The 17,871-nt window shown below is 73.8% G+C and carries 17 protein-coding genes; 11 read left to right on the top strand and 6 right to left on the bottom strand.

All coding sequences use genetic code 11. The features are described 5' to 3' along the window. Positions 1-227 precede the first annotated feature (227 nt). Positions 228-3,419 (top strand): isoleucine--tRNA ligase, encoded by a 3,192-nt coding sequence (gene ileS / locus AC5L35_RS01110; RefSeq protein WP_495057597.1) that lies wholly within the window; start codon positions 228-230, stop codon positions 3,417-3,419. Beyond that, positions 3,416-3,691 (top strand): DUF167 domain-containing protein, encoded by a 276-nt coding sequence (locus AC5L35_RS01105; RefSeq protein ID WP_495057596.1) that lies wholly within the window; start codon positions 3,416-3,418, stop codon positions 3,689-3,691. The genes ileS and AC5L35_RS01105 overlap by 4 nt, the downstream gene beginning before the upstream one ends. 133 nt (positions 3,692-3,824) lie before the next feature. On the opposite strand, the gene AC5L35_RS01100 is transcribed toward AC5L35_RS01105, so the two are convergent. Then, positions 3,825-4,205: a DUF4267 domain-containing protein gene (locus AC5L35_RS01100; protein ID WP_495057595.1), complete on the bottom strand. Its 381-nt coding sequence runs from the start codon at positions 4,203-4,205 to the stop codon at positions 3,825-3,827. Between the two features lie 94 nt (positions 4,206-4,299). Between AC5L35_RS01100 and AC5L35_RS01095 the strand changes: the two genes are divergently transcribed. Both AC5L35_RS01095 and AC5L35_RS01090 read left to right on the top strand, forming a co-directional pair. After that, complete coding sequence (locus AC5L35_RS01095) at positions 4,300-4,875, top strand: TetR/AcrR family transcriptional regulator (RefSeq protein ID WP_495057594.1); 576 nt, start codon at positions 4,300-4,302, stop codon at positions 4,873-4,875. Between the two features lie 68 nt (positions 4,876-4,943). Then, positions 4,944-5,696, top strand: a complete 753-nt coding sequence (locus AC5L35_RS01090; protein WP_495057593.1) for a class I SAM-dependent methyltransferase — start codon at positions 4,944-4,946, stop codon at positions 5,694-5,696. A 20-nt stretch (positions 5,697-5,716) separates the two neighbouring features. Here AC5L35_RS01090 and AC5L35_RS01085 read toward each other — a convergent pair whose 3' ends face one another. From AC5L35_RS01085 to AC5L35_RS01075, 3 genes are read right to left on the bottom strand one after another with little or no spacing between them, the layout of a single operon-like run. Continuing rightward, entirely contained in the window at positions 5,717-6,508 is a 792-nt protein-coding gene (locus AC5L35_RS01085; protein WP_495057592.1) for a DUF4097 family beta strand repeat-containing protein, read from the bottom strand. Between the two features lie 2 nt (positions 6,509-6,510). Beyond that, positions 6,511-7,194: a response regulator transcription factor gene (locus AC5L35_RS01080; RefSeq protein ID WP_495057591.1), complete on the bottom strand. Its 684-nt coding sequence runs from the start codon at positions 7,192-7,194 to the stop codon at positions 6,511-6,513. After that, on the bottom strand, positions 7,191-8,489 hold the full coding sequence (locus tag AC5L35_RS01075; protein WP_495057590.1) for a sensor histidine kinase: 1,299 nt from the start codon (positions 8,487-8,489) through the stop codon (positions 7,191-7,193). The genes AC5L35_RS01080 and AC5L35_RS01075 overlap by 4 nt, the downstream gene beginning before the upstream one ends. Before the next feature lie 148 nt (positions 8,490-8,637). On the opposite strand from AC5L35_RS01075, the gene AC5L35_RS01070 reads away from it, so the two are divergent. The 7 genes from AC5L35_RS01070 to AC5L35_RS01040 all read left to right on the top strand — a co-directional run bounded on the left by AC5L35_RS01070 (position 8,638) and on the right by AC5L35_RS01040 (position 15,403). Further along, positions 8,638-10,131, top strand: a complete 1,494-nt coding sequence (locus tag AC5L35_RS01070; RefSeq protein ID WP_495057589.1) for a potassium/proton antiporter — start codon at positions 8,638-8,640, stop codon at positions 10,129-10,131. A gap of 7 nt (positions 10,132-10,138) precedes the next feature. Beyond that, complete coding sequence (gene lspA / locus AC5L35_RS01065) at positions 10,139-10,729, top strand: signal peptidase II (RefSeq protein WP_495057588.1); 591 nt, start codon at positions 10,139-10,141, stop codon at positions 10,727-10,729. Positions 10,730-10,766: 37 nt separating this feature from the next. Then, a complete protein-coding gene (locus AC5L35_RS01060) occupies positions 10,767-11,651 on the top strand; it encodes an RluA family pseudouridine synthase (RefSeq protein ID WP_495058064.1) in 885 nt (294 codons plus the stop codon). Between the two features lie 13 nt (positions 11,652-11,664). Then, a complete protein-coding gene (locus tag AC5L35_RS01055; protein ID WP_495057587.1) occupies positions 11,665-12,342 on the top strand; it encodes a hypothetical protein in 678 nt (225 codons plus the stop codon). A 96-nt stretch (positions 12,343-12,438) separates the two neighbouring features. Next, positions 12,439-13,155: a DUF998 domain-containing protein gene (locus AC5L35_RS01050; RefSeq protein ID WP_495057586.1), complete on the top strand. Its 717-nt coding sequence runs from the start codon at positions 12,439-12,441 to the stop codon at positions 13,153-13,155. Beyond that, the gene (locus tag AC5L35_RS01045) at positions 13,152-14,156 is read left to right on the top strand and encodes a DMT family protein (RefSeq protein WP_495057585.1); all 1,005 of its coding nucleotides are present in this window, start codon (positions 13,152-13,154) and stop codon (positions 14,154-14,156) included. The genes AC5L35_RS01050 and AC5L35_RS01045 overlap by 4 nt, the downstream gene beginning before the upstream one ends. A gap of 53 nt (positions 14,157-14,209) precedes the next feature. Further along, entirely contained in the window at positions 14,210-15,403 is a 1,194-nt protein-coding gene (locus tag AC5L35_RS01040) for a glycosyltransferase (RefSeq protein WP_495057584.1), read from the top strand. Between the two features lie 101 nt (positions 15,404-15,504). Here the strand turns inward: AC5L35_RS01040 and AC5L35_RS01035 are convergent, their stop codons facing one another. Beyond that, on the bottom strand, positions 15,505-16,611 hold the full coding sequence (locus AC5L35_RS01035) for a glycosyltransferase family 4 protein (protein ID WP_495057583.1): 1,107 nt from the start codon (positions 16,609-16,611) through the stop codon (positions 15,505-15,507). Continuing rightward, positions 16,608-17,546: an alpha/beta fold hydrolase gene (locus AC5L35_RS01030; protein ID WP_495057582.1), complete on the bottom strand. Its 939-nt coding sequence runs from the start codon at positions 17,544-17,546 to the stop codon at positions 16,608-16,610. Before AC5L35_RS01030 ends, AC5L35_RS01035 begins: the two co-directional genes overlap by 4 nt. Positions 17,547-17,871: the final 325 nt, after the last annotated feature.

Raw genomic sequence — 17,871 nt, 5'->3', positions numbered from 1 at the left:
CCTTGCACGTACAGGCACCGATCCGGCCATCACCGGGGAGCCTCCGGAAGAACAGGCGTTCGGCAGCGGCCGGGTCGCCCCAGTAGAACCGGACGGGAGCGGCCCGTCACAGCCGTCCGATGAGAGGCCGTCCCCCGGGGCGGCAAGCGGGGTGGTACCGCGGCGCCCGCAAGGGCCGTCGTCCCCGTGCAGGCAGCAGCACGAGCCACGCACGAGGAGCACCAGCGATGAGCGCCCACGCCGAGCAGTCCGGTTATCCCGCAGTTCCCGCGCACCCGTCCTTCCCCGCGCTGGAGCGCGAGGTCCTGAACGCCTGGGAGGCCGACGGCACGTTCGTCGCCTCGGTCGAGGCTCGCCCCGCCGGGGAGAACGGCAGCAACGAGTTCGTCTTCTACGACGGCCCGCCGTTCGCCAACGGGCTGCCGCACTACGGGCACCTGCTCACCGGCTACGTCAAGGACGTCGTGCCGCGCTACAAGACGATGCGCGGCAAGCACGTCGAGCGCCGGTTCGGGTGGGACACCCACGGGCTACCCGCCGAGGTCGAGGCGGAGCGCGAACTCGGGATCAAGGACAAGTCCGAGATCGAGGAGATGGGCGTCGCGGCCTTCAACGAGGCCTGCCGCACCTCGGTGCTGCGCTTCACCGACGAGTGGCGCGACTACGTCACGCGCCAGGCCCGCTGGGTCGACTTCGACAACGACTACAAGACGCTCGACCTGGACTACATGGAAAGCGTCATGTGGGCGTTCAAGACCCTGTGGGACAAGGGTCTGGTCTACTCCGGGTTCCGGGTGCTCTGGTACTGCTGGCACGACGGCACCCCGCTGTCGGCCACCGAGACCAGGATGGACGACGTCTACCTGAACCGGCAGGACCCTGCCGTCACGGTGGGCCTGCGGGTGAGCGCACCCGGCACCGACATGGACAACGCGCTGGCGCTGGTGTGGACCACCACACCCTGGACCCTGCCGTCCAACCTGGCGGTGGCCGTCAACCCCGACGTCGACTACGTGGTGCTCGCCGGCAACGGCGAGAACTACATCGTCGCTGCGGCCCGCGTGGCGCACTACGCCCGCGAGCTCGGCACGGTGGACGGTGGCGAGCCCATGGTGCTGCGCACCATGAAGGGCAGCGAGCTGCTGGGGCTGCCCTACCTCCCGCCGTTCGACTTCTTCGGCGGCTGGGAGAACGCTCACCGCATCCTGGCCGCCGACTACGTCACCACCGAGGACGGCACGGGGCTCGTGCACATCGCGCCTGCCTTCGGTGAGGAGGACAAGGTCGTCACCGACGCCGCGGGCATCCAGACCGTCGTGCCGGTGGACTCCCGCGGTGAGTTCGACTCGCGGGTGCCGCCCTACGCGGGCATGCAGGTGTTCGACGCCAACCCGCAGATCATCCGCGACCTGCGCGACAGCGCCCCGCACGTGCAGGGGGTGCTGCTGCGCCACGAGACCTACGACCACCCGTACCCGCACTGCTGGCGCTGTGGCAACCCGCTCATCCAGCGGGCGGTCGACTCGTGGTTCGTGCAGGTCACGGCGTTCCGCGACCGCATGGTGGAGCTGAACCGGGAGATCACCTGGGTGCCGGAGCACGTCCGCGACGGGCAGTTCGGCAAGTGGCTGGAGGGAGCCCGCGACTGGTCGATCTCCCGCAACCGCTACTGGGGCTCGCCCATCCCGGTGTGGGTGTCGGACGACCCGCAATACCCGCGCGTCGACGTGTACGGCTCGCTCGACGAGCTGGAGCGTGACTTCGGCGTGCGCCCCACCGACCTGCACCGCCCGTATGTCGACGAGCTCACCAGGCCGAACCCGGACGACCCCACCGGGCGCTCGACGATGCGCCGGGTGCCGGAGGTGCTCGACTGCTGGTTCGACTCGGGCTCGATGCCGTTCGCCCAGGTGCACTACCCGTTCGAGAACCGCGACTGGTTCGACCACCACTACCCGGGCGACTTCATCGTCGAGTACAACGGGCAGACCCGCGGCTGGTTCTACCTGCTGCACGTGCTGGCCACGGCGCTGTTCGACCGGCCAGCGTTCCGCTCGTGCATGGCCCACGGCATCGTCCTGGGCGACGACGGGCAGAAGATGTCGAAGTCGCGGCGCAACTACCCGGACGTCAACGAGGTCTTCGAGCGCGACGGCTCGGACGCGATGCGCTGGTTCCTGATGGCCTCGCCGATCCTGCGCGGCGGCAACCTGGTCGTCACCGAGCAGGGCATCCGCGAGGGTGTGCGGCAGGCGCTCCTGCCGCTGTGGAACACGTGGTACTTCCTGTCGCTCTACGCCGGGGCGGCGGGGCGGCAGGGCGTGTTCCGCACCGACTCGGAGCACGTCCTCGACCGCTACGTCCTCGCGCGCACGGCGGCGCTCGTCGACGACGTCACCGCGGCGATGGACGTCTACGACGTGGCCGGGGCGTGTGAGCACGTCCGCGACCACGCCGAGGCGCTCACCAACTGGTACGTGCGCCGCTCGCGGGAGCGGTTCTGGGACGGCGACGCCGACGCGATCGACACGCTGCACACCGTGCTCGAGGTGACCGCGCGGGTCGCCGCTCCGCTGCTGCCCCTGACGATGGAGAAGGTCTGGCAGGGGCTCACGGGCGGCCGGTCGGTGCACCTCGCGGACTGGCCGACGTCCGATGAGCTCCCGCACGACGCTGCACTGGTCACCGCGATGGAGCGCGTGCGGCAGGTGGCCTCGTCGGCGCTGTCGCTGCGCAAGGCCCGCGGGCTGCGGGTGCGGCTGCCGCTGGCCACCCTCACGGTGGCGGCCGCCGACGTCGCGGCGCTGGAGCCGTTCACCGACATCCTGCGCGACGAGGTCAACGTCAAGGACGTCGTGCTCACCACGGACGTCGCGGCCTACGGGCGGTTCGAGATCGCGGTCAACGCCAGGGCCTGTGGTCCTCGGCTGGGCGGCGACACCCAGAAGGTGATCCGCGCCGTGAAGGCGGGGGAGTGGACGCCGAACGACGACGGCACCGTCACCGCGGCCGGGATCGAACTGCTGCCCGCCGAGTTCACCGAGAAGCTGGTGGCGGCGGGCGGAGAGGGCGCGGGCACGGCGACCGCGGCACTGCCCGGTTCCACCGGGCTGGTGGTGCTGGACACCGCGGTCACGCCGGAGCTGGCGGCGGAGGGCACCGCCCGCGACGTGGTGCGCGTCGTGCAGCAGGCCCGCCGCGATGCCGGTCTCGACGTGTCCGACCGGGTGGCGCTCACGCTCGACGGGCCCGGTCCGGTGCTCGACGCCGTGCGCGCGCACGAGCCGTTCGTGTCCGGCGAGGTGCTGGCGGTCTCCGTGGCCTACGCCGAGGTCCCCGACCCGGCACTGACCGGGGCCGTCGCCGCTCCCGACGGAGCGTCGACGGAGGTGCGCGTCCTCGTCACCCGCGCCGGGTGAGGATCTCCGTCCGGGTCCGGCCCGGCGCCCGTGCCGACTCCGTCGGCGGGAGCCGGCCCGGCCCGCACGGGCCGGTCCTGCTGGTGTCGGTGCGGGCCCGGCCGGTGGACGGGGCCGCGAACGCCGCGGTCCGCGAGGTGCTCGCCGAGGCGTTCGGGCTCCGGCCCGGGAAGGTCGAGATCGTGTCCGGGCTGTGGGCCCGCGACAAGGTCGTGGCGTTGGAGGGCGACGAGACGGTGCTGGCGACGCGGCACCTCGAGCTGCTCGGCTGACCGGGAGGATGGCGGGATCGGCCGCCGCGCGGGCTCGTTCGCGATCTCCGGGTTGGGGTGGCCGCGTCCGTCGCGTCATGGTGCGTCGGACGACCACGGAGTCGGCGAAGCGGGGCGACGACCAGGGCCGTGCTCAGCTCCCGAGCAGAAGAAGCAGGCCGGCGATCACCACGGCCATTGCAGTGCCTCCGTGCATGGCGTATCCGAGCGTCTTGCTTCCCTTGTTCCTGATGACCACGAGTGCGTCACCGAACGGGGTGATCGACGCGGCCAGGACGAGCCAGCCGAGCACGTGGAACTGCCCGAGTGCGAGAGGGACGAGGATCACGAGCCCCGACACGATGTCGCGGATGCCCTTCAGGTACAGCCACGCGCCGGCGTCGCCGCGGGGCCAGTCCGGTAGGCCGAAGGTCGCTGCGCTCGCCTGCGAGGCCAGGAGGTAGCGCGTTCCGACCGCGATGATGCCGACTCCGGTGAGACCGGCGAGGGCGGCGCCGATGTAGGTCACGAACATGTGGTGCTCCTTCAGTGGAATCTAGCGTCGCTAGGATCGAGGGCGACGCTAACACAAGCGTTGCTTGAAGATCTAGCAATGCTAGGATCTGACGATGCCGAACCAGAACCGCCGCGAGCGGGAGCGCGCTGCACGCCACGAGCTGATCGTCCGGACGGCACGTGAGCTCGCCGAGACCGAGGGCTGGGACGCGGTGACGACGAGGCGGCTCTCGGAGCGGATCGAGTACAGCCAGCCGGTGCTCTACAGCCACTTCGCCGGCAAGGACGCCATCGTCGGGGCGGTCGCGCTGGAGGGCTTCACCGAGCTCGCCAACGCGCTCGCGGCCGCCCGGGTGGGGGCGGGGACGACGGACCAGGCCGTGACGTCCGTCGTCCGGGCGTACCTCGCGTTCGCCGAGACCAACCCCGCCCTCTACGACGCCATGTTCACCCTCTCCACCGACCTGCCGTTCGCGCAGGACACCACGCCCGCTCCGATGCAAGCAGGGTTCGCGCAGCTCCACGACGTGCTCGCGCCGCTGGCAGGTGAGCGGGACACCGGCGTGTTCACCGAGGTCTGGTGGGCCACGATGCACGGGCTCGTCACCCTCGTCCGCGGTGGGCGCATCCCGGCGGCCGCTCAGGAGCAGCGCGTGGCGATGCTCGTCGAGCAGCTCACGGCAGGGTGACGAGGAGGACCCTCGCCGGAGCGACGACCCGAGATCGACACCGGCGATCCGCGCGCATACTCGGACCCATGGATGCGGCGACCGTGTGGGCCGAGCGGCAGGAGGGCCGGGGCATCCCCCCGGAGATCCTCGCCAAGGCCCGGAACAACCCGTTTCACCACGACGTCGACTACTTCGCGGCTCCACCGGAACCGGTGGACACACCGTCGCGGCGGGCCGCTCTGCAGCTGCTCGCCGACGGTGGCACCGTGCTCGACGTCGGCTGTGGGGGAGGGGTGGCCGCCTTCGCGCTGGTGGGGCGGATCACCCACGCCACGGGCGTCGACCAGCAGCAGGACATGCTCGACTCCTTCGCCGCGGCGGCGCAGGCCCGGCACCTCCCGTACCGGACGGTCGGGGGGCGCTGGCCCGACGTGGCCGCCGAGGCCGGCGCCGCGGACGTGGTCGTCTCCCACCACGTGCTGCACAACGTCGTCGACCTGCCGCCGTTCGTGCGTGCGCTCACCGCGGCCGCCCGCCGGGGCGTGGTCGTCGAGATGATGACGCAGCACCCGACGGCGTGGCTCGATCCGCTGTGGGAACGCTTCCACGGGCTGCACCGGCCGCCGCCGGCCACCACGGACGACGCGGTGGGCGTGCTGCGCGAGCTCGGGATCGAGCCGGCCGTGCAGCGGTGGGAGCGCACGTCCGACCGGCGGGACCCGGTGTGGGTGGCTCGCAGGCTGTGCCTTCCCGAGGACAGGGTCCCGGAGGTCGACGCCGTGCTCGACGACCTGGACCGCGTCCGCACCGCGGCCACGCTGTCCTGGACGGTGGGCTGAGGCGCGGCCGGCCCGGCGGGTCAGAGCGAGGGACGGACGAGAACGTCCCCGTTCTCGCTGTCGAGCACGATCATGCCGGGCGCGGTGGCGTCCACGGGCACCAGGACCGACGCCTCACCGTTGGTGCTCCGCGCGTCGACCCGGTAGCCGGTGGCCGGCACCGTGACGTCGATCTGCCCGCTGAGGGAGTCCACCGCCAGCGAGCTCGGCGGCTCGCGCAGGTCGAGCCGCACATCGCCGGACCTCGTCTCGGCGTGCACCACGTCGCTGCGCAGACCCCTGCCGCTGATCACCCCGGTCATGGTGGTGACGTCGACCGGCCCGGTCAGGTCGACGAGGGCGATGTCGCCGGTGGCGCGCTCCACCGTGACCGGCCCGGTGAGGCCGCTCACCGTGACGTCCCCCGCTGTGCCCTCGACGTACACCGGGAACGACGGCGGGAGCTCCACGGCGTAGTCGACATCGCAGCTCGTGGCCAGCAGCCCGCTGCAGCCGGCGTCGAGCCGCACGCCTGCCGAGGTGGTCTCCTCGGTCAGCTGCGGCTGGCCGAGCCCGTAGCGGACCACCGTGCGGACGTGCACGGCGCCGTCGCTGCTGGGGGAGAGGGTGACCGTGCCGGCGTCGCTGGCCACGGTGAAGTGCTCGGCCGTGGGCGTGAGGGTGCTCGTCCGCTCGTAGGTGCCCGTCGCCACCTGGGAGAGCAGCTGCAGTGCACCGGTGCCGGCCACGACGACGACGAACAGCACGGCGGCGACCAGGACGCCCCGGCGAAGTCCTGCGGGCCTGGTGGAGGTCGGTTCGGTGGAGGTCACGGTCAGTCCTCCAGGTACCTGAGCACGGCGAGCACCCGACGGTGGTCGCTCGGGGCCGCCGGGAGGGAGAACTTGCCGAAGATCCCGCTGATGTGTTTCTCCACGGCCCCCTCGGTGACGGTCAGCGCCTCCGCGATGCCGTTGTTGGAGCGCCCCTCGGCCATGAGGGTCAGCACGTCGCGTTCCCGCGGCGTCAACCCGGCGAGCGGCTGGGCCCGCCGGGACCGCGCGAAGATCTGCGAGACGACCTCGGGGTCGAGTGCGGTGCCGCCGGTGCGCACCCGGTGCAGCGCCTCGACGAAGCTCTCGACGTCGGCGACGCGGTCCTTGAGCAGGTAGCCGACGCCGCGGGTCTCGCCTGCGAGCAGTTCGGTGGCGTAGCGCTCCTCCACGTACTGGGAGAGCACGAGCACGGCCACCGACGGCCAGCGGGAACGGATCACCAGCGCCGCGCGCAGGCCTTCGTCGGTGTGGGTCGGCGGCATCCGCACGTCGGCCACGACCACGTCCGGCTGGTCGGCGGCCACGGCGCGCAGCAGGTCCTCCCCGTCGCCGACGGCCGCGACGACGTCGAACCCGGCCTCGGTCAGCAGGCGGCAGAGCCCTTCGCGCAGCAGCACCGAGTCCTCGGCGACGGTGACCCGGGGGCGGGTTGCCGCCACCGGGCCGGCGGGCGCGGCCGTCATCGGGCGGGCTCGGTGGTGGGCAGCTCGACGGTGAGCACGGTCGGGCCGCCGACAGGGGAGTCGACGCGCAGCTGGCCGTCCACGCCGGACACGCGGTCGGCGAGGCCGCGCAGACCGGTGCCCCGCTCCGGGTCGGCACCTCCCACCCCGTCGTCGCTGATGACGATCCAGACCGGGCCGGAGCCCTCCCGGCGCACGGCGACCGAGGCATGGGCGGCGCGGGAGTGGCGGGCGACGTTGGTGAGCCCCTCGGCGACCACGAAGTAGCCGATCGCCTCGACGGTGGCGCTCGGGCGCTCGTCCAGGTCCACGGTGAGATCGACCGGGACGGGGCAGCGCACGGCGATGGCCGAGAGCGCCGCATCCAGCCCGCGGTCGGTGAGCACCGGGGGGTGCAGCCCGCGGATGAGCCCGCGGAGGTCGGTGACGGCGTCCTTGGCCTGCTGGTGGGCGTCGTCGAGCAGCTCGCCGATGCTGCCGGGGTCCTGCTTGTAGCGGGCCTTGGCCCGGCCCAGCGTCATACCGAGCGCGACGAGCTGCTGTTGCGTGCCGTCGTGCAGGTCGCGTTCGAGTCGCCTGCGCTCGGCCTCCCCGGCGTCGACGACCCGGGCGCGGCTGCGCTCCAGCTCGTCGACGCGCCGGGCGAGCGCGCCGGGTACCGGCCCCAGCAGGGCGCGTGCGATCGCGACGTCGAGTGCCACGAGCCCACGCACCACGGCCGGGGAGACGAGTAGCAGCACGAGTCCGAGCCCGGCGAGCAGGGTGCGGCCGCCGCCGGTGTCGGCGAACGGGATGCCGAACACGGTGGCACCCTGCGAGGGCACCAGGAAGGTGAGTAGCGGCATCGCGAGCAGCGCCACCGCGCCCGACAGCAGGAAGTACACCGCCCCCGAGGTCAGCACGCCCAGCGGCAGCGAGACGAGCTGGTACACACCGCGTCGCCGCACTCCGGGGTCACGCCACAGCGCCCCGCCGTAGCGCAGCGGGTTGAGGTCGCGCGGCGGCATCGACTGCGGGGCGATCCGCACGCCGAGGAGCAGGCGCAGCCGGGCGCACTCGATGCGGGCCAGAACGACGCTCACCCAGGCCGTCAGGATCCACACGGGCAGCCCGAGCAGCGCGAACGGGAGGAGCATCACGGTGAAGAAGAGGCCGGTGAGCAGGACGAATGCGTAGGCCGCGCCGACCGCGCCGTCGAGGAGCAGGTGAGCGGCACCGAGCCAGGTGGACGGAGCGAGCAGGGCCCGCAGCGGATCGGGCCGTGCTCCGCCCACCGCCGGGGTGGTGATGACCATGTGAGCAGGCTAGGGAGGGCCGGGGTGCGCGCACCATCCCGCAGGTCCCCGGTCGGGTCTCGGGATAACCCCCCGTCCTGATGACCGTTACGTCCCCAGGCATAAGGCCCATCACCTGCGCCGATAACGTGTGGGGACGGAGGTGGGGATGGCGAGCCTGGAAGTCGTGCTCGGCGTCGTGGCCGCCGTGGTGCTGCTCGGTGTGCTGGCCGTCCGCGCGTCGGTGCGGCTCGGGCTGCCCTCGCTGCTCATCTATCTCGCGATCGGCATCCTGCTCGGCGAGTCCGTGCTCGGCGTCCAGTTCTCCGACGCCCCGCTCACCGAGTCGCTCGGGCTCGGGGCCCTCGTGCTCATCCTCGCCGAGGGCGGCCTGACCACCCGGTGGGCCGCGGTGCGGCCGTCGCTCGGGGTCGGCATCGCGCTCTCGACCGTATCGGTGGTGGTGAGCATCGCGGTCGTCGGGGTGGCGCTGCACCTGCTGCTGGGCCTGGACTGGCGCGCGGCGTTCCTGTGGGGTGCGGTGCTCGCCTCCACCGATGCCGCTGCCGTGTTCAGCGTGCTGCGCGGCGTCGGCGTGCGACCGCGCCTCGCCGGGGTGCTTGAGCTGGAGTCCGGGACGAACGACGCCCCGGTCGTGCTCGCGGTCGTCCTGCTGGCCTCGGGGGAGACGTTCAGCTGGACCACGCCGTTCCTCGTCGTCTACCAGCTCGCGGCAGGCGCGCTGATCGGTGCCGTGCTGGGCTTCGCCGGCGCCTGGGCGCTGCGGCGCGCCGCCCTGCCCGCCACCGGCCTGTACCCGCTGGCCGCGATCGCCGTGTGCGTCCTCGCGTACTCCGCGGGGCAGCTCGCGCACGCCTCGGGGTTGCTGGCCACCTACGTCGCTGCGCTCGTGCTGGGCAACGCCGACCTGCCCCACCGAGGCGGGGTGCGCTCCTTCGCCGAAGGGCTGGGCTCGCTCGCCCAGATCGGGCTCTTCGTCCTGCTCGGGCTCTACGCCACGCCACCCCGGCTCCTCGACGCGGTGGTGCCCGCGATCGTCGCGGGACTCGTGCTGATCCTGGCGGCGCGCCCCCTGTCGGTGATGGCCGCGGCCCTGCCGTTCCGCGTGCCGTGGCGGGAACAGGCCTTCCTGTCGTGGGCGGGCCTGCGCGGAGCGGTGCCGATCGTGCTTGGCCTGATCGCGCTGGTCGAGGGCGCGCCGAGCGCGCAGGCACTGGTCGACGTCGTGTTCGTGCTCGTCGTCGTGCTCACGCTCGTGCAGGGTCCGACCCTGCCGTGGGTGGCCCGGCGGCTCGGTGTCGCACACAGCGCCGAGCCGCGCGAGCTCTCCGTCGACGCCGCGCCCCTCGACGAGCTGAGCGCCGACCTGCTGCAGGTGCGCGTGCCGGTGGGCTCGCAGCTGCGCGGGGTGTACCTGAGCGAGCTGCGACTGCCGCGCGGCGCCACCGTCAGCCTGGTGGTGCGCGACGGGGAGGCGTTCACCCCCACGCGGGAGACGCGCCTGCGCGAACGTGACCAGCTGCTCGTCGTCACCACGGCACTGGCTCGCCAAGCCACGGAGGAGCGGATCCGCGCCGTCGACCAGCGGGGCAGGCTCGCCCGCTGGCACGGCGATCGGGAGCCGAAGGGGCGTAGGGGATGATGGGGTGGTGAGCGAGTCAGCGAGCGAACCGACCACCCGGACCGACCAGGGTCTGGTCGCCAACCCCAAGGTCCGGTTGCTCGCTCTGATCGCGGTACTGGTGCTGGCCGTCGACATCATCACGAAGGTGCTGGCGGTCGCGGAGCTCGAGGACCGCGCGCCGGTCCAGCTGCTGGGCGGCCTGGTCTACCTGCAGCTCGTCCGCAACCCCGGAGCCGCGTTCTCACTGGCCACGGGCTACACGTGGGTGCTCACCATCGTCGCCATCGCCGTGGTGGTGGTGATCCTGCGGGTGGCCAGGCGGCTGCGCTCCACCGGCTGGGCCGTCGCACTCGGCCTGGTGCTCGGGGGTGCGCTGGGCAACCTCACCGACCGGATCTTCCGGGCGCCGGGGCCGCTGCAGGGCCACGTCGTCGACATCGTGTCGCTGTTCACCCCCGACGGCCGCGCCTGGCCGGTGTTCAACACGGCCGACTCCTCGATCGTCTCCGGCGGGGTGCTGCTCGTGGTGCTGGCCCTGCTCGGCCGCGAGCTCGACGGCCGTCGTACCTCCGGCGAGGGCAAGGACCGCACGCAGGACGGGTCCGTCGGTGAGTGACACCCGCCAGCTCCCCGTGCCCGACGGACTCGACGGCATGCGTGTCGACGCCGGCCTGTCGCGGCTGCTCGGCCTGTCCCGCACGGTGGTCGCCGCGCTCGCGGAGGACGGTCGCGTGGCCGTGGACGGCCGCGCCGCCGGGAAGTCCGACCGGCTGACCGCCGGGTCGTGGCTCGAGGTCGAACTGCCCGAGCCGGAGGCACCCGCGGTGATCGCCGGGCCCGCCGAGGTCGTCGCCGGGCTCACCGTCCTGCACGCCGACGACGACATCGTCGTGGTCGACAAGCCGGTCGGGGTCGCCGCCCACCCGAGCCCCGGCTGGACCGGGCCCACGGTCGTCAGCGGCCTGGCCGCGCTCGGCTTCCGGGTGTCCACCTCCGGGGCGGCCGAGCGGCAGGGCATCGTCCACCGGCTCGACGTCGGCACCACCGGGGTGATGGTGGTGGCCACCTCGGAGCACGCCTACACCGCGCTGAAGCGGGCGTTCAAGGAGCGCACCGTCGACAAGCGCTACCACGCCGTCGTCCAGGGGCACCCCGACCCGTCCAGCGGCACGATCGACGCCCCGATCGACCGCCACCCGAAGCACGACTACCGGTTCGCGGTGGTGGCCGGGGGCAAGGCCAGCGTCACCCACTACGACACGATCGAGGCGTTCCGCGCCGCGTCGCTGCTGGACGTCCGGCTCGAGACGGGCCGCACCCACCAGATCCGGGTGCACCTCTCCGCGCTGCGCCACCCGTGCGTCGGCGACCTCGCCTACGGCGCCGACCCCACGCTGGCCAAGCGCCTCGGCCTCGAACGGCAGTGGCTGCACGCCCGTTCGCTCGGCTTCGAACACCCCGCCGACGGCCGCTGGGCGGAGTACACGAGCCCGTACCCGGCGGACCTGGCGCACGCGCTGGACCTGCTCACCGACTGATGCCGGCCGGGCGATGACGCCGCGTCGGAGGCTCGCGGTACTCGGCGCCTGCATCGTGGTGGCCCTCCTGGTCGCGCTGTACGGGGCCACCCGGTTCACGCCACCGGCGCCGCTGCCGTCGCCTGGCTCCGTGCGGCTCGGCCCGGAGCCGGGTGACAGCGTGGCCGCGTACCTGGCCGGGCTGCCGGCTGAGCTGCCGCCGCCGGGGGTCGAGACGCTCGCACTGGTGCAGTTCGGCGCGGAGCTCACCGTGCCGGAGGCGGTCGCCGCCGCGTCCGGCTCCGTGATCGACACGGCCGTCCTGCGGGTGCCGCTGGCCAGGGTGCAGACCGCGCTGCGGTTCGAGCCCCTCGATCCCGGGGTGGCGCCGCCGACCGCGCTCGACACCGTCCGGCGGCGTGCACAGATGCAGGCCGATGCCGACGCGGGCCGGCTCACCGGCCGGCCGCACGACGTGGCCGCGGCCGAGGCGGCGGCGCTCGCCGACCCGGCGTGCCGGTGCGTACTCGCGCTCGTCGTCCGATCCGACCGGGCGGGACTGCAGACGCTCGCCGCCCGCCCCGGGGTACGGGCGGTGGAAGCCGCGCCTCCGGACGCCACGGACCGCGAACTCGCGCTGGCCCCGCTGCTGCCCGAACAGACGACCCGGGCCGACCCACCCCCCGACGACGGGCCCGTTCCCCCGAGCTGACGGCCACCCCGATCCGGACAATGGGGGGATACCCCCGGGTCGACTCGGTGGAGATCCTGATGTCCGTCTCAGCCGCGGCCTGGCACGGTGATCCGCGTGACCAGCATCGGGGGGGCCGGGCGGGACGCCCGGGGCACGACGTGGGCGGGTGAGACCACCGTCGTCGCGAGCGTGGCAGCGGCGTTCCTGTCGCTCGTCGTCCTGCACGCCATCGGCAGCGGGACGCTCGACCCACTCAGCCGGACGATCAGCGACTACGTCTTCCTCCCGGGCGGCTACGCCCTGCTGGGGGTGGCCGGGCTCGCCCTGGCCGTCGCGGCCATCGTGCTCGCGGCCGGGCTGCGCCGGGGGGCGCTGCCCGACGCGGGGCCGCCCAGCGCGCTCCTGATGAGCATGGCCGGGGCGTTGGCGCTGGTCACGGTCTTCCCCACCCACGATCCCTCCACCAGCGCAGGCCTGGTCTCCACCGTGCACCGGGCGGCAGGCGGGTGGGTGCTCGTGGTGCTGCCGCAGGCGGTCTGGATGATCGCCCGCAGGGCCCGGACCGCCCCCGGCTGGACGGCCGCAGCCCCCGTCCTGACCCGGTGCGCGGTCGTCACAACGGCGTTGAGCGCAGGCTTCCTGCTGCTCCTGCTACCGATTGTTATCGGTGGTTCACCCGGATTTCCCCTGCTCGGGGGGGTCCAACGTGTTCTCTACGCGGTAGTGATGCTGGTACTGGTTGTGACCGCCCGGGCAACCCGGTTGGCAGTGGAACACATGCCGGCCCCGGCGGTCCTTCCGTCCGGCGTCGAGCTCAGGGGTGCGGTGTGATCGACCTCCTCACAGGTCCCGGCATCGCCATCGCCCTTGCCATGCTCGGCGCCGTCTGCTTCGCAGGTGCCGCCGTCCTCCAGCACCGTGCCGTCTCGGACCGGTCCGGCCCGTCCGGTGAGGGGGAGGAGGGGAAGGCGCTGTCCCTGCGCGGGCTCGGCGCGATCGCCCGCAGGCCCGGCTGGCTCGCCGGTCTGGCGCTCGCCGCGGGCGGATCGGCCCTGCACGCCGGCGCGCTGGTGCTGGCGCCACTGTCGGTCGTCCAGCCGATCGGCGTGCTGGCCGTCCCCATCGCGGTGCTGCTCACCGCCGTCCAGCGGGGCCGCGTGCCGGCGACCGGGGTGTTCGTCGGTGTCCTGCTCAGCATCGGCGGCGTGGGCGTGTTCGTCCTCACCGCAGCGAGCACCGCCGTCAGCACGCCCCCGCCCGACCAGGCCACCCTGTTCGCGAGCCTCGTCGTCGCCGGGATCGTGCTGCTGCTGGCCGCGCTCGGGATGTCCCGCTCCGGCTGGGTCCGGTGCGTGGCCTGCGCCACGGGCGGGGCGGCGGCGTTCGGCCTCGTCTCCGCGCTCGTGCGGGCCGTGTCCCAGTCGGTGGCGTCCGGCGACGTCGGGGCGTTCGAGCCCCCCGTCCTCGCGGCGGCGGCCGGCATCGGTGCGGCGGTCCTCGTGGGCGGCTGGCTGGTGCAACAGGCCTTCGCCTCCGGGCCGCCCGAGGTGGTCATCGCCTGCCTCACCGTCGTCGACCCGATCGTGGCGGTGCTCCTCGGCGCGGTGCTGCTCGGCGAGGGGGCCGCCACCCCGGCCGAGACGTGGCTCCTGCTCGTCACCGCCGCCGCAACGGCCACGGCAGGCGTCATCGCGCTGGCCCGCCACCACCCGGATGCGGTGGCGGCCCGCGCCGCGCGGATCGGCCCTGGCGCCGCCCGCCGCTCCGCTCGCGAACGAACCCCGACTCCGGCTGCTCACACGCGGTCGGCGCACTCCCTGCACCGCCGGTGATCCCCAGCGCCGGTCCGCCCGCACTGCTTCACTCATCTGAGAGGACCCGTCCCGTGAAGCCTGCCGCCGTGAAACCACTGCGGATACTGATCGGCGCCGAGACGTACCCCCCCGACGTGAACGGGGCCGCGCGCTTCGCCGAGCGACTCGCCACCGGAATGGCCCGCCGTGGCCACGAGGTGCACGTCGTGGCGCCGTCTCCCACCGGCCCCCGCACCCGCGACACGAGGGACGGCGTCACCGTCCACGGCGTCCGCTCCCACCGCTACTTCATGCACTCCGGCTTCCAGGTCTGCATGCCGTGGGAGGCCGGGCCGGACACCGCCGACCTCATGGAGCAGATCGACCCCGACGTCGTCCACACCCAGGCGCACATGGTGGTCGGCCGTGGCGTCGTGAAGGCCGCGCACCGCGACGGGCGACCGCTCGTGGCCACCAACCACCTCATGCCCGAGAACCTCGTCGCCTACTCGCCGATCCCCCGGGCCCTGCGGCGCGCGTTCGCCACGGTGGCGTGGAAGGACCTCGGCAACGTCTTCGGCCGGGCCACCGTGGTCACCGCCCCCACCCCCCGTGCGGTGGAACTGCTCGTGCGCCACGCCGGGCTCGTCGACGCGATCCCCGTGTCCTGCGGCATCGACGCCGACCGCTACCGCGCCACCCCGCAGGCCCCCGGCGCCGTCCCGACGGTCCTGTTCGTCGGGCGGCTCGACCAGGAGAAGCGCGTCGACGAGCTGATCAAGGCGTTCGCCGCGCTGCCGCCGGAGCTGCCGGCGCGGCTGGAGATCATCGGCGACGGTGCGCGTCGTGAGGAGTGGACCGCGCTGGCCGACGGCCTCGGGCTCGGTGAGCGCGTGCGGTTCCGCGGGTTCGTCGCCGAGCAGGAACTGCTCGACGCCTACGCCGGCGCGGCGCTGTTCTGCATGCCGGGGGTGGCCGAGCTGCAGAGCCTCGTCACCCTGGAGTCGATGGCCGCAGGTCTCCCGGTGATCGCCGCCGACGCGATGGCGCTGCCGCACCTCGTGCGCCCCGGCCGCAACGGCTGGCTGTACCCGCCGGGTGACGTCCCCGAGCTCACCACCCGCCTCGCCGCGCTGCTCGCCGACCCCGCCCTGCGGCGCCGGATGGGCGCGGCCAGCCGGGACCTCGTCGCCGAACACGCCATCGACGCCACCCTGAGCACGTTCGAGGGGATCTACGAGCGCGCCCTGGGCCGCGACCACCTGCAGGTGGAGAGAGCGGCCTGACGGGCCCTCACAGGTGCAGGAAAGCCACTTTCCCGCCCTCCGGGGGCAGGAAAGTGGCTTTCCTGAACTTCGGGGTGTGCTGCTGCGCCGCCGGGGGTGGGTCAGTGGGGGTGCGCGTGGGCCCGGCCCACGCGTTCCAGCAGGGCCAGCAGCACGCGGGCCGAGTTCTCCCAGCTGTAGTGCGCGGCCCGGGCCCGGGCCGCCACCGAGCGCTCATCCCAGCAGCCGGGCTCGCCGAGCTCCCGGACGGCGCGGACGAAGCCGCCGACGTCGCCCGCGGCGACGTAGGCGCCTGCGTCCCCGCCCACCTCGCGGAACACCGGGATGTCGGTGACGACCACGGGTGTCCCCAGGGCCATCGCCTCCACCAGCGGGATCCCGAACCCCTCGTCCCGTGACGCCGAGACCAGCGCCGTCGCGCCGCGCAGCACCTCGCGGTAGGTCTCGTCGCTGGCGCCGTCGTGGAACACCAGGCGTCCACCCGGCGCCAGCGCGGTGAGCCGCGCCCGCTCCTCGGGAGGGATCCGGCTCATCAGGTGCAGCTCGTGGTCGGGCAGGGCCGGCATCGCGCTCGCGAGCGTCCCCACGTCCTTGTACGGCATGAACGAGCCCATGTAGACGAGCGCGCCGGTGCGCGGCGCCCGGGGGAGGTCGGGGCCGAGGTCGGGGGCGTTCGGGACGACGGTCACCGGGCGCCGGGTCAGGCGGTGCTCCGCGATCTGCGCGGCGGTGGCCCCCGAGACCGTGACCACCGCGTCGGCCCGGTTCAGCAGCACCCGCTGCGGCCACCACGCGAGGTGGTAGAGCCGCCACAGCAGCCGGATCGGGGCCGCGAACTGCGGCGGCGGCGTGCGGTTGCGGTAGTAGATGAGGTCGTGCAGCGTCAGCACGAGGCCGTAGTCGCGCCCCCAGCTGCCCATCGTCTGCATCGGGGAGAACACCACGTCCGGCTGTAGGCGCCGCACCTGCCGCGCCACCAGCGGCTCGCGCGGGCCGGTCGGGCTGCTGACCAGGTGCCAGGGCAGGCCGCACGGCAGGTGCGCGAGCTGGCGCCGGTCGCTCACCAGCAACTCGATGCCGTGGCCCGCCGCGCTGCCGCTCTGCTCCGCCTGCAGGCGCGCCAGCCCGGCCGCCAGCCCCGCCGTGTAGCGGCTGATGCCGTCGTGCCGGTCGATCCGGACGTACCGGCAGTCGACGAGGATCCTCACGGGACCGGCAGCGCGGTGAGGAACTCCGACATCGCGGCGGCCACCGCGGCGGGCGCCTCGTAGTGGGCGAGGTGGCCGGTGCCGGGCACCATCGCCAGCCGCGCATCCGCGAATTGCCCGGCCAGTGCGCGCTGCGCGGCGGGCGGCGCGATGTCGTCGCGCTCGGCGGCCACCAGCAACGTCGGCGCCGCGATGCCGGCCGCGAACTCGCCGACGTCGTGGCCCACCGAGGCGTGGAAGGCCTCCAGCAACGTGGCGCGGTCGGCGAACGTGCTGAAGTACCGGTCGTGCTCGGCGTGGATCCAGCGGCGCAGCCCGGGATCCCTCGTGGTGGCCATCGCCATGCTGGCCACCCGCGTCATCAGCGGGTGGCGCAGCAGCGCGGTGCCGGCGCGCTCGGGCAGGGCGGCGGCGAGCCGGTGGTAGAGCACCGTGAGCCGCGTGACCACCACCCGCGGCCCGGCCAGCGCGGACGCCGCGATCGGGTTGACGAGCACCAGGCCCCGCACCCGCGGCGGAGGGACACTCCCGGAAGCCGACGGCGCCGGCCGGGCGAGCGCCGCGGCGGCCACGATCGAGCCGAAGGAGTGGCCCGCGAGCACCACGTCCCCCGCCGGTGCGACGGCGGCGAGCAGGTCGCGCGTCCACGCCGCGTACCCGGCGACGTCGTGGGCGTCGTGGGCGTCGCGGGGGAGCGGCGGGGACTGCCCGAACCCGGGCAGGTCCGGCACCGCCACCCGCGCCCCGGTCAGGTGCGCGATGATCGGCTCCAGCCCGTGGTGGTCTCCGCGCAGGCCGTGCAGGAGCACCACGCGGTGGGGTGCGTCGTCGGCGCCGTACACCCAGAGCCGGGTGCGGCCGCCGCGCAGCCCCACCTCGTCCTCCCGTACGGGAACGCGCGCGATCGCCGCCGCGTACGGGGAGGGCTCGCTCATCGCGGCGAGTCTAGGGCGGCCCCCGACCCGGCCACCGCCCGCCCGCGAGTCGCCCGAACCCCGCCCGCGAGTCGCCCACAACCCGCGCGCGAGTCGCCCGGAACAAGTCCGCGAGTCGCCCGGAACCCATGCGCGAGTCGCCCGGAACCCGCCCGCGAGTCGCCCGGATCGGGCGCAAAGGTCCTGGCCCGCACCGTCCGTTCCGCGCGGTCGGCGTGGTGCGGGCCGTCCCGGCGGCCACGCTGCGCACCGACACAGCCTCGGTCGGTGAGGTGGGGTGAGCGGTTCGCCGCGACCCACCGCACGCGTGCGAGAAGACTGTCGG

It is taken from the genome of Pseudonocardia sp. OZ21 (assembly GCF_059359135.1).
This window is presented reverse-complemented; position numbering and strand designations above follow the sequence as displayed.

Excerpts from the sequence above, each read along its gene's own strand:
- ileS (WP_495057597.1), top strand. The coding sequence starts at position 228 with ATGAGCGCCCACGCCGAGCAGTCCGGTTATCCCGCAGTTCCCGCGCAC.
- AC5L35_RS01100 (WP_495057595.1), bottom strand. The coding sequence starts at position 4,205 with ATGTTCGTGACCTACATCGGCGCCGCCCTCGCCGGTCTCACCGGAGTC.
- AC5L35_RS01095 (WP_495057594.1), top strand. The coding sequence starts at position 4,300 with ATGCCGAACCAGAACCGCCGCGAGCGGGAGCGCGCTGCACGCCACGAG.
- AC5L35_RS01090 (WP_495057593.1), top strand. The coding sequence starts at position 4,944 with ATGGATGCGGCGACCGTGTGGGCCGAGCGGCAGGAGGGCCGGGGCATC.
- AC5L35_RS01080 (WP_495057591.1), bottom strand. The coding sequence starts at position 7,194 with ATGACGGCCGCGCCCGCCGGCCCGGTGGCGGCAACCCGCCCCCGGGTC.
- AC5L35_RS01075 (WP_495057590.1), bottom strand. The coding sequence starts at position 8,489 with ATGGTCATCACCACCCCGGCGGTGGGCGGAGCACGGCCCGATCCGCTG.
- AC5L35_RS01070 (WP_495057589.1), top strand. The coding sequence starts at position 8,638 with ATGGCGAGCCTGGAAGTCGTGCTCGGCGTCGTGGCCGCCGTGGTGCTG.
- AC5L35_RS01060 (WP_495058064.1), top strand. The coding sequence starts at position 10,767 with ATGCGTGTCGACGCCGGCCTGTCGCGGCTGCTCGGCCTGTCCCGCACG.
- AC5L35_RS01055 (WP_495057587.1), top strand. The coding sequence starts at position 11,665 with ATGACGCCGCGTCGGAGGCTCGCGGTACTCGGCGCCTGCATCGTGGTG.
- AC5L35_RS01030 (WP_495057582.1), bottom strand. The coding sequence starts at position 17,546 with ATGAGCGAGCCCTCCCCGTACGCGGCGGCGATCGCGCGCGTTCCCGTA.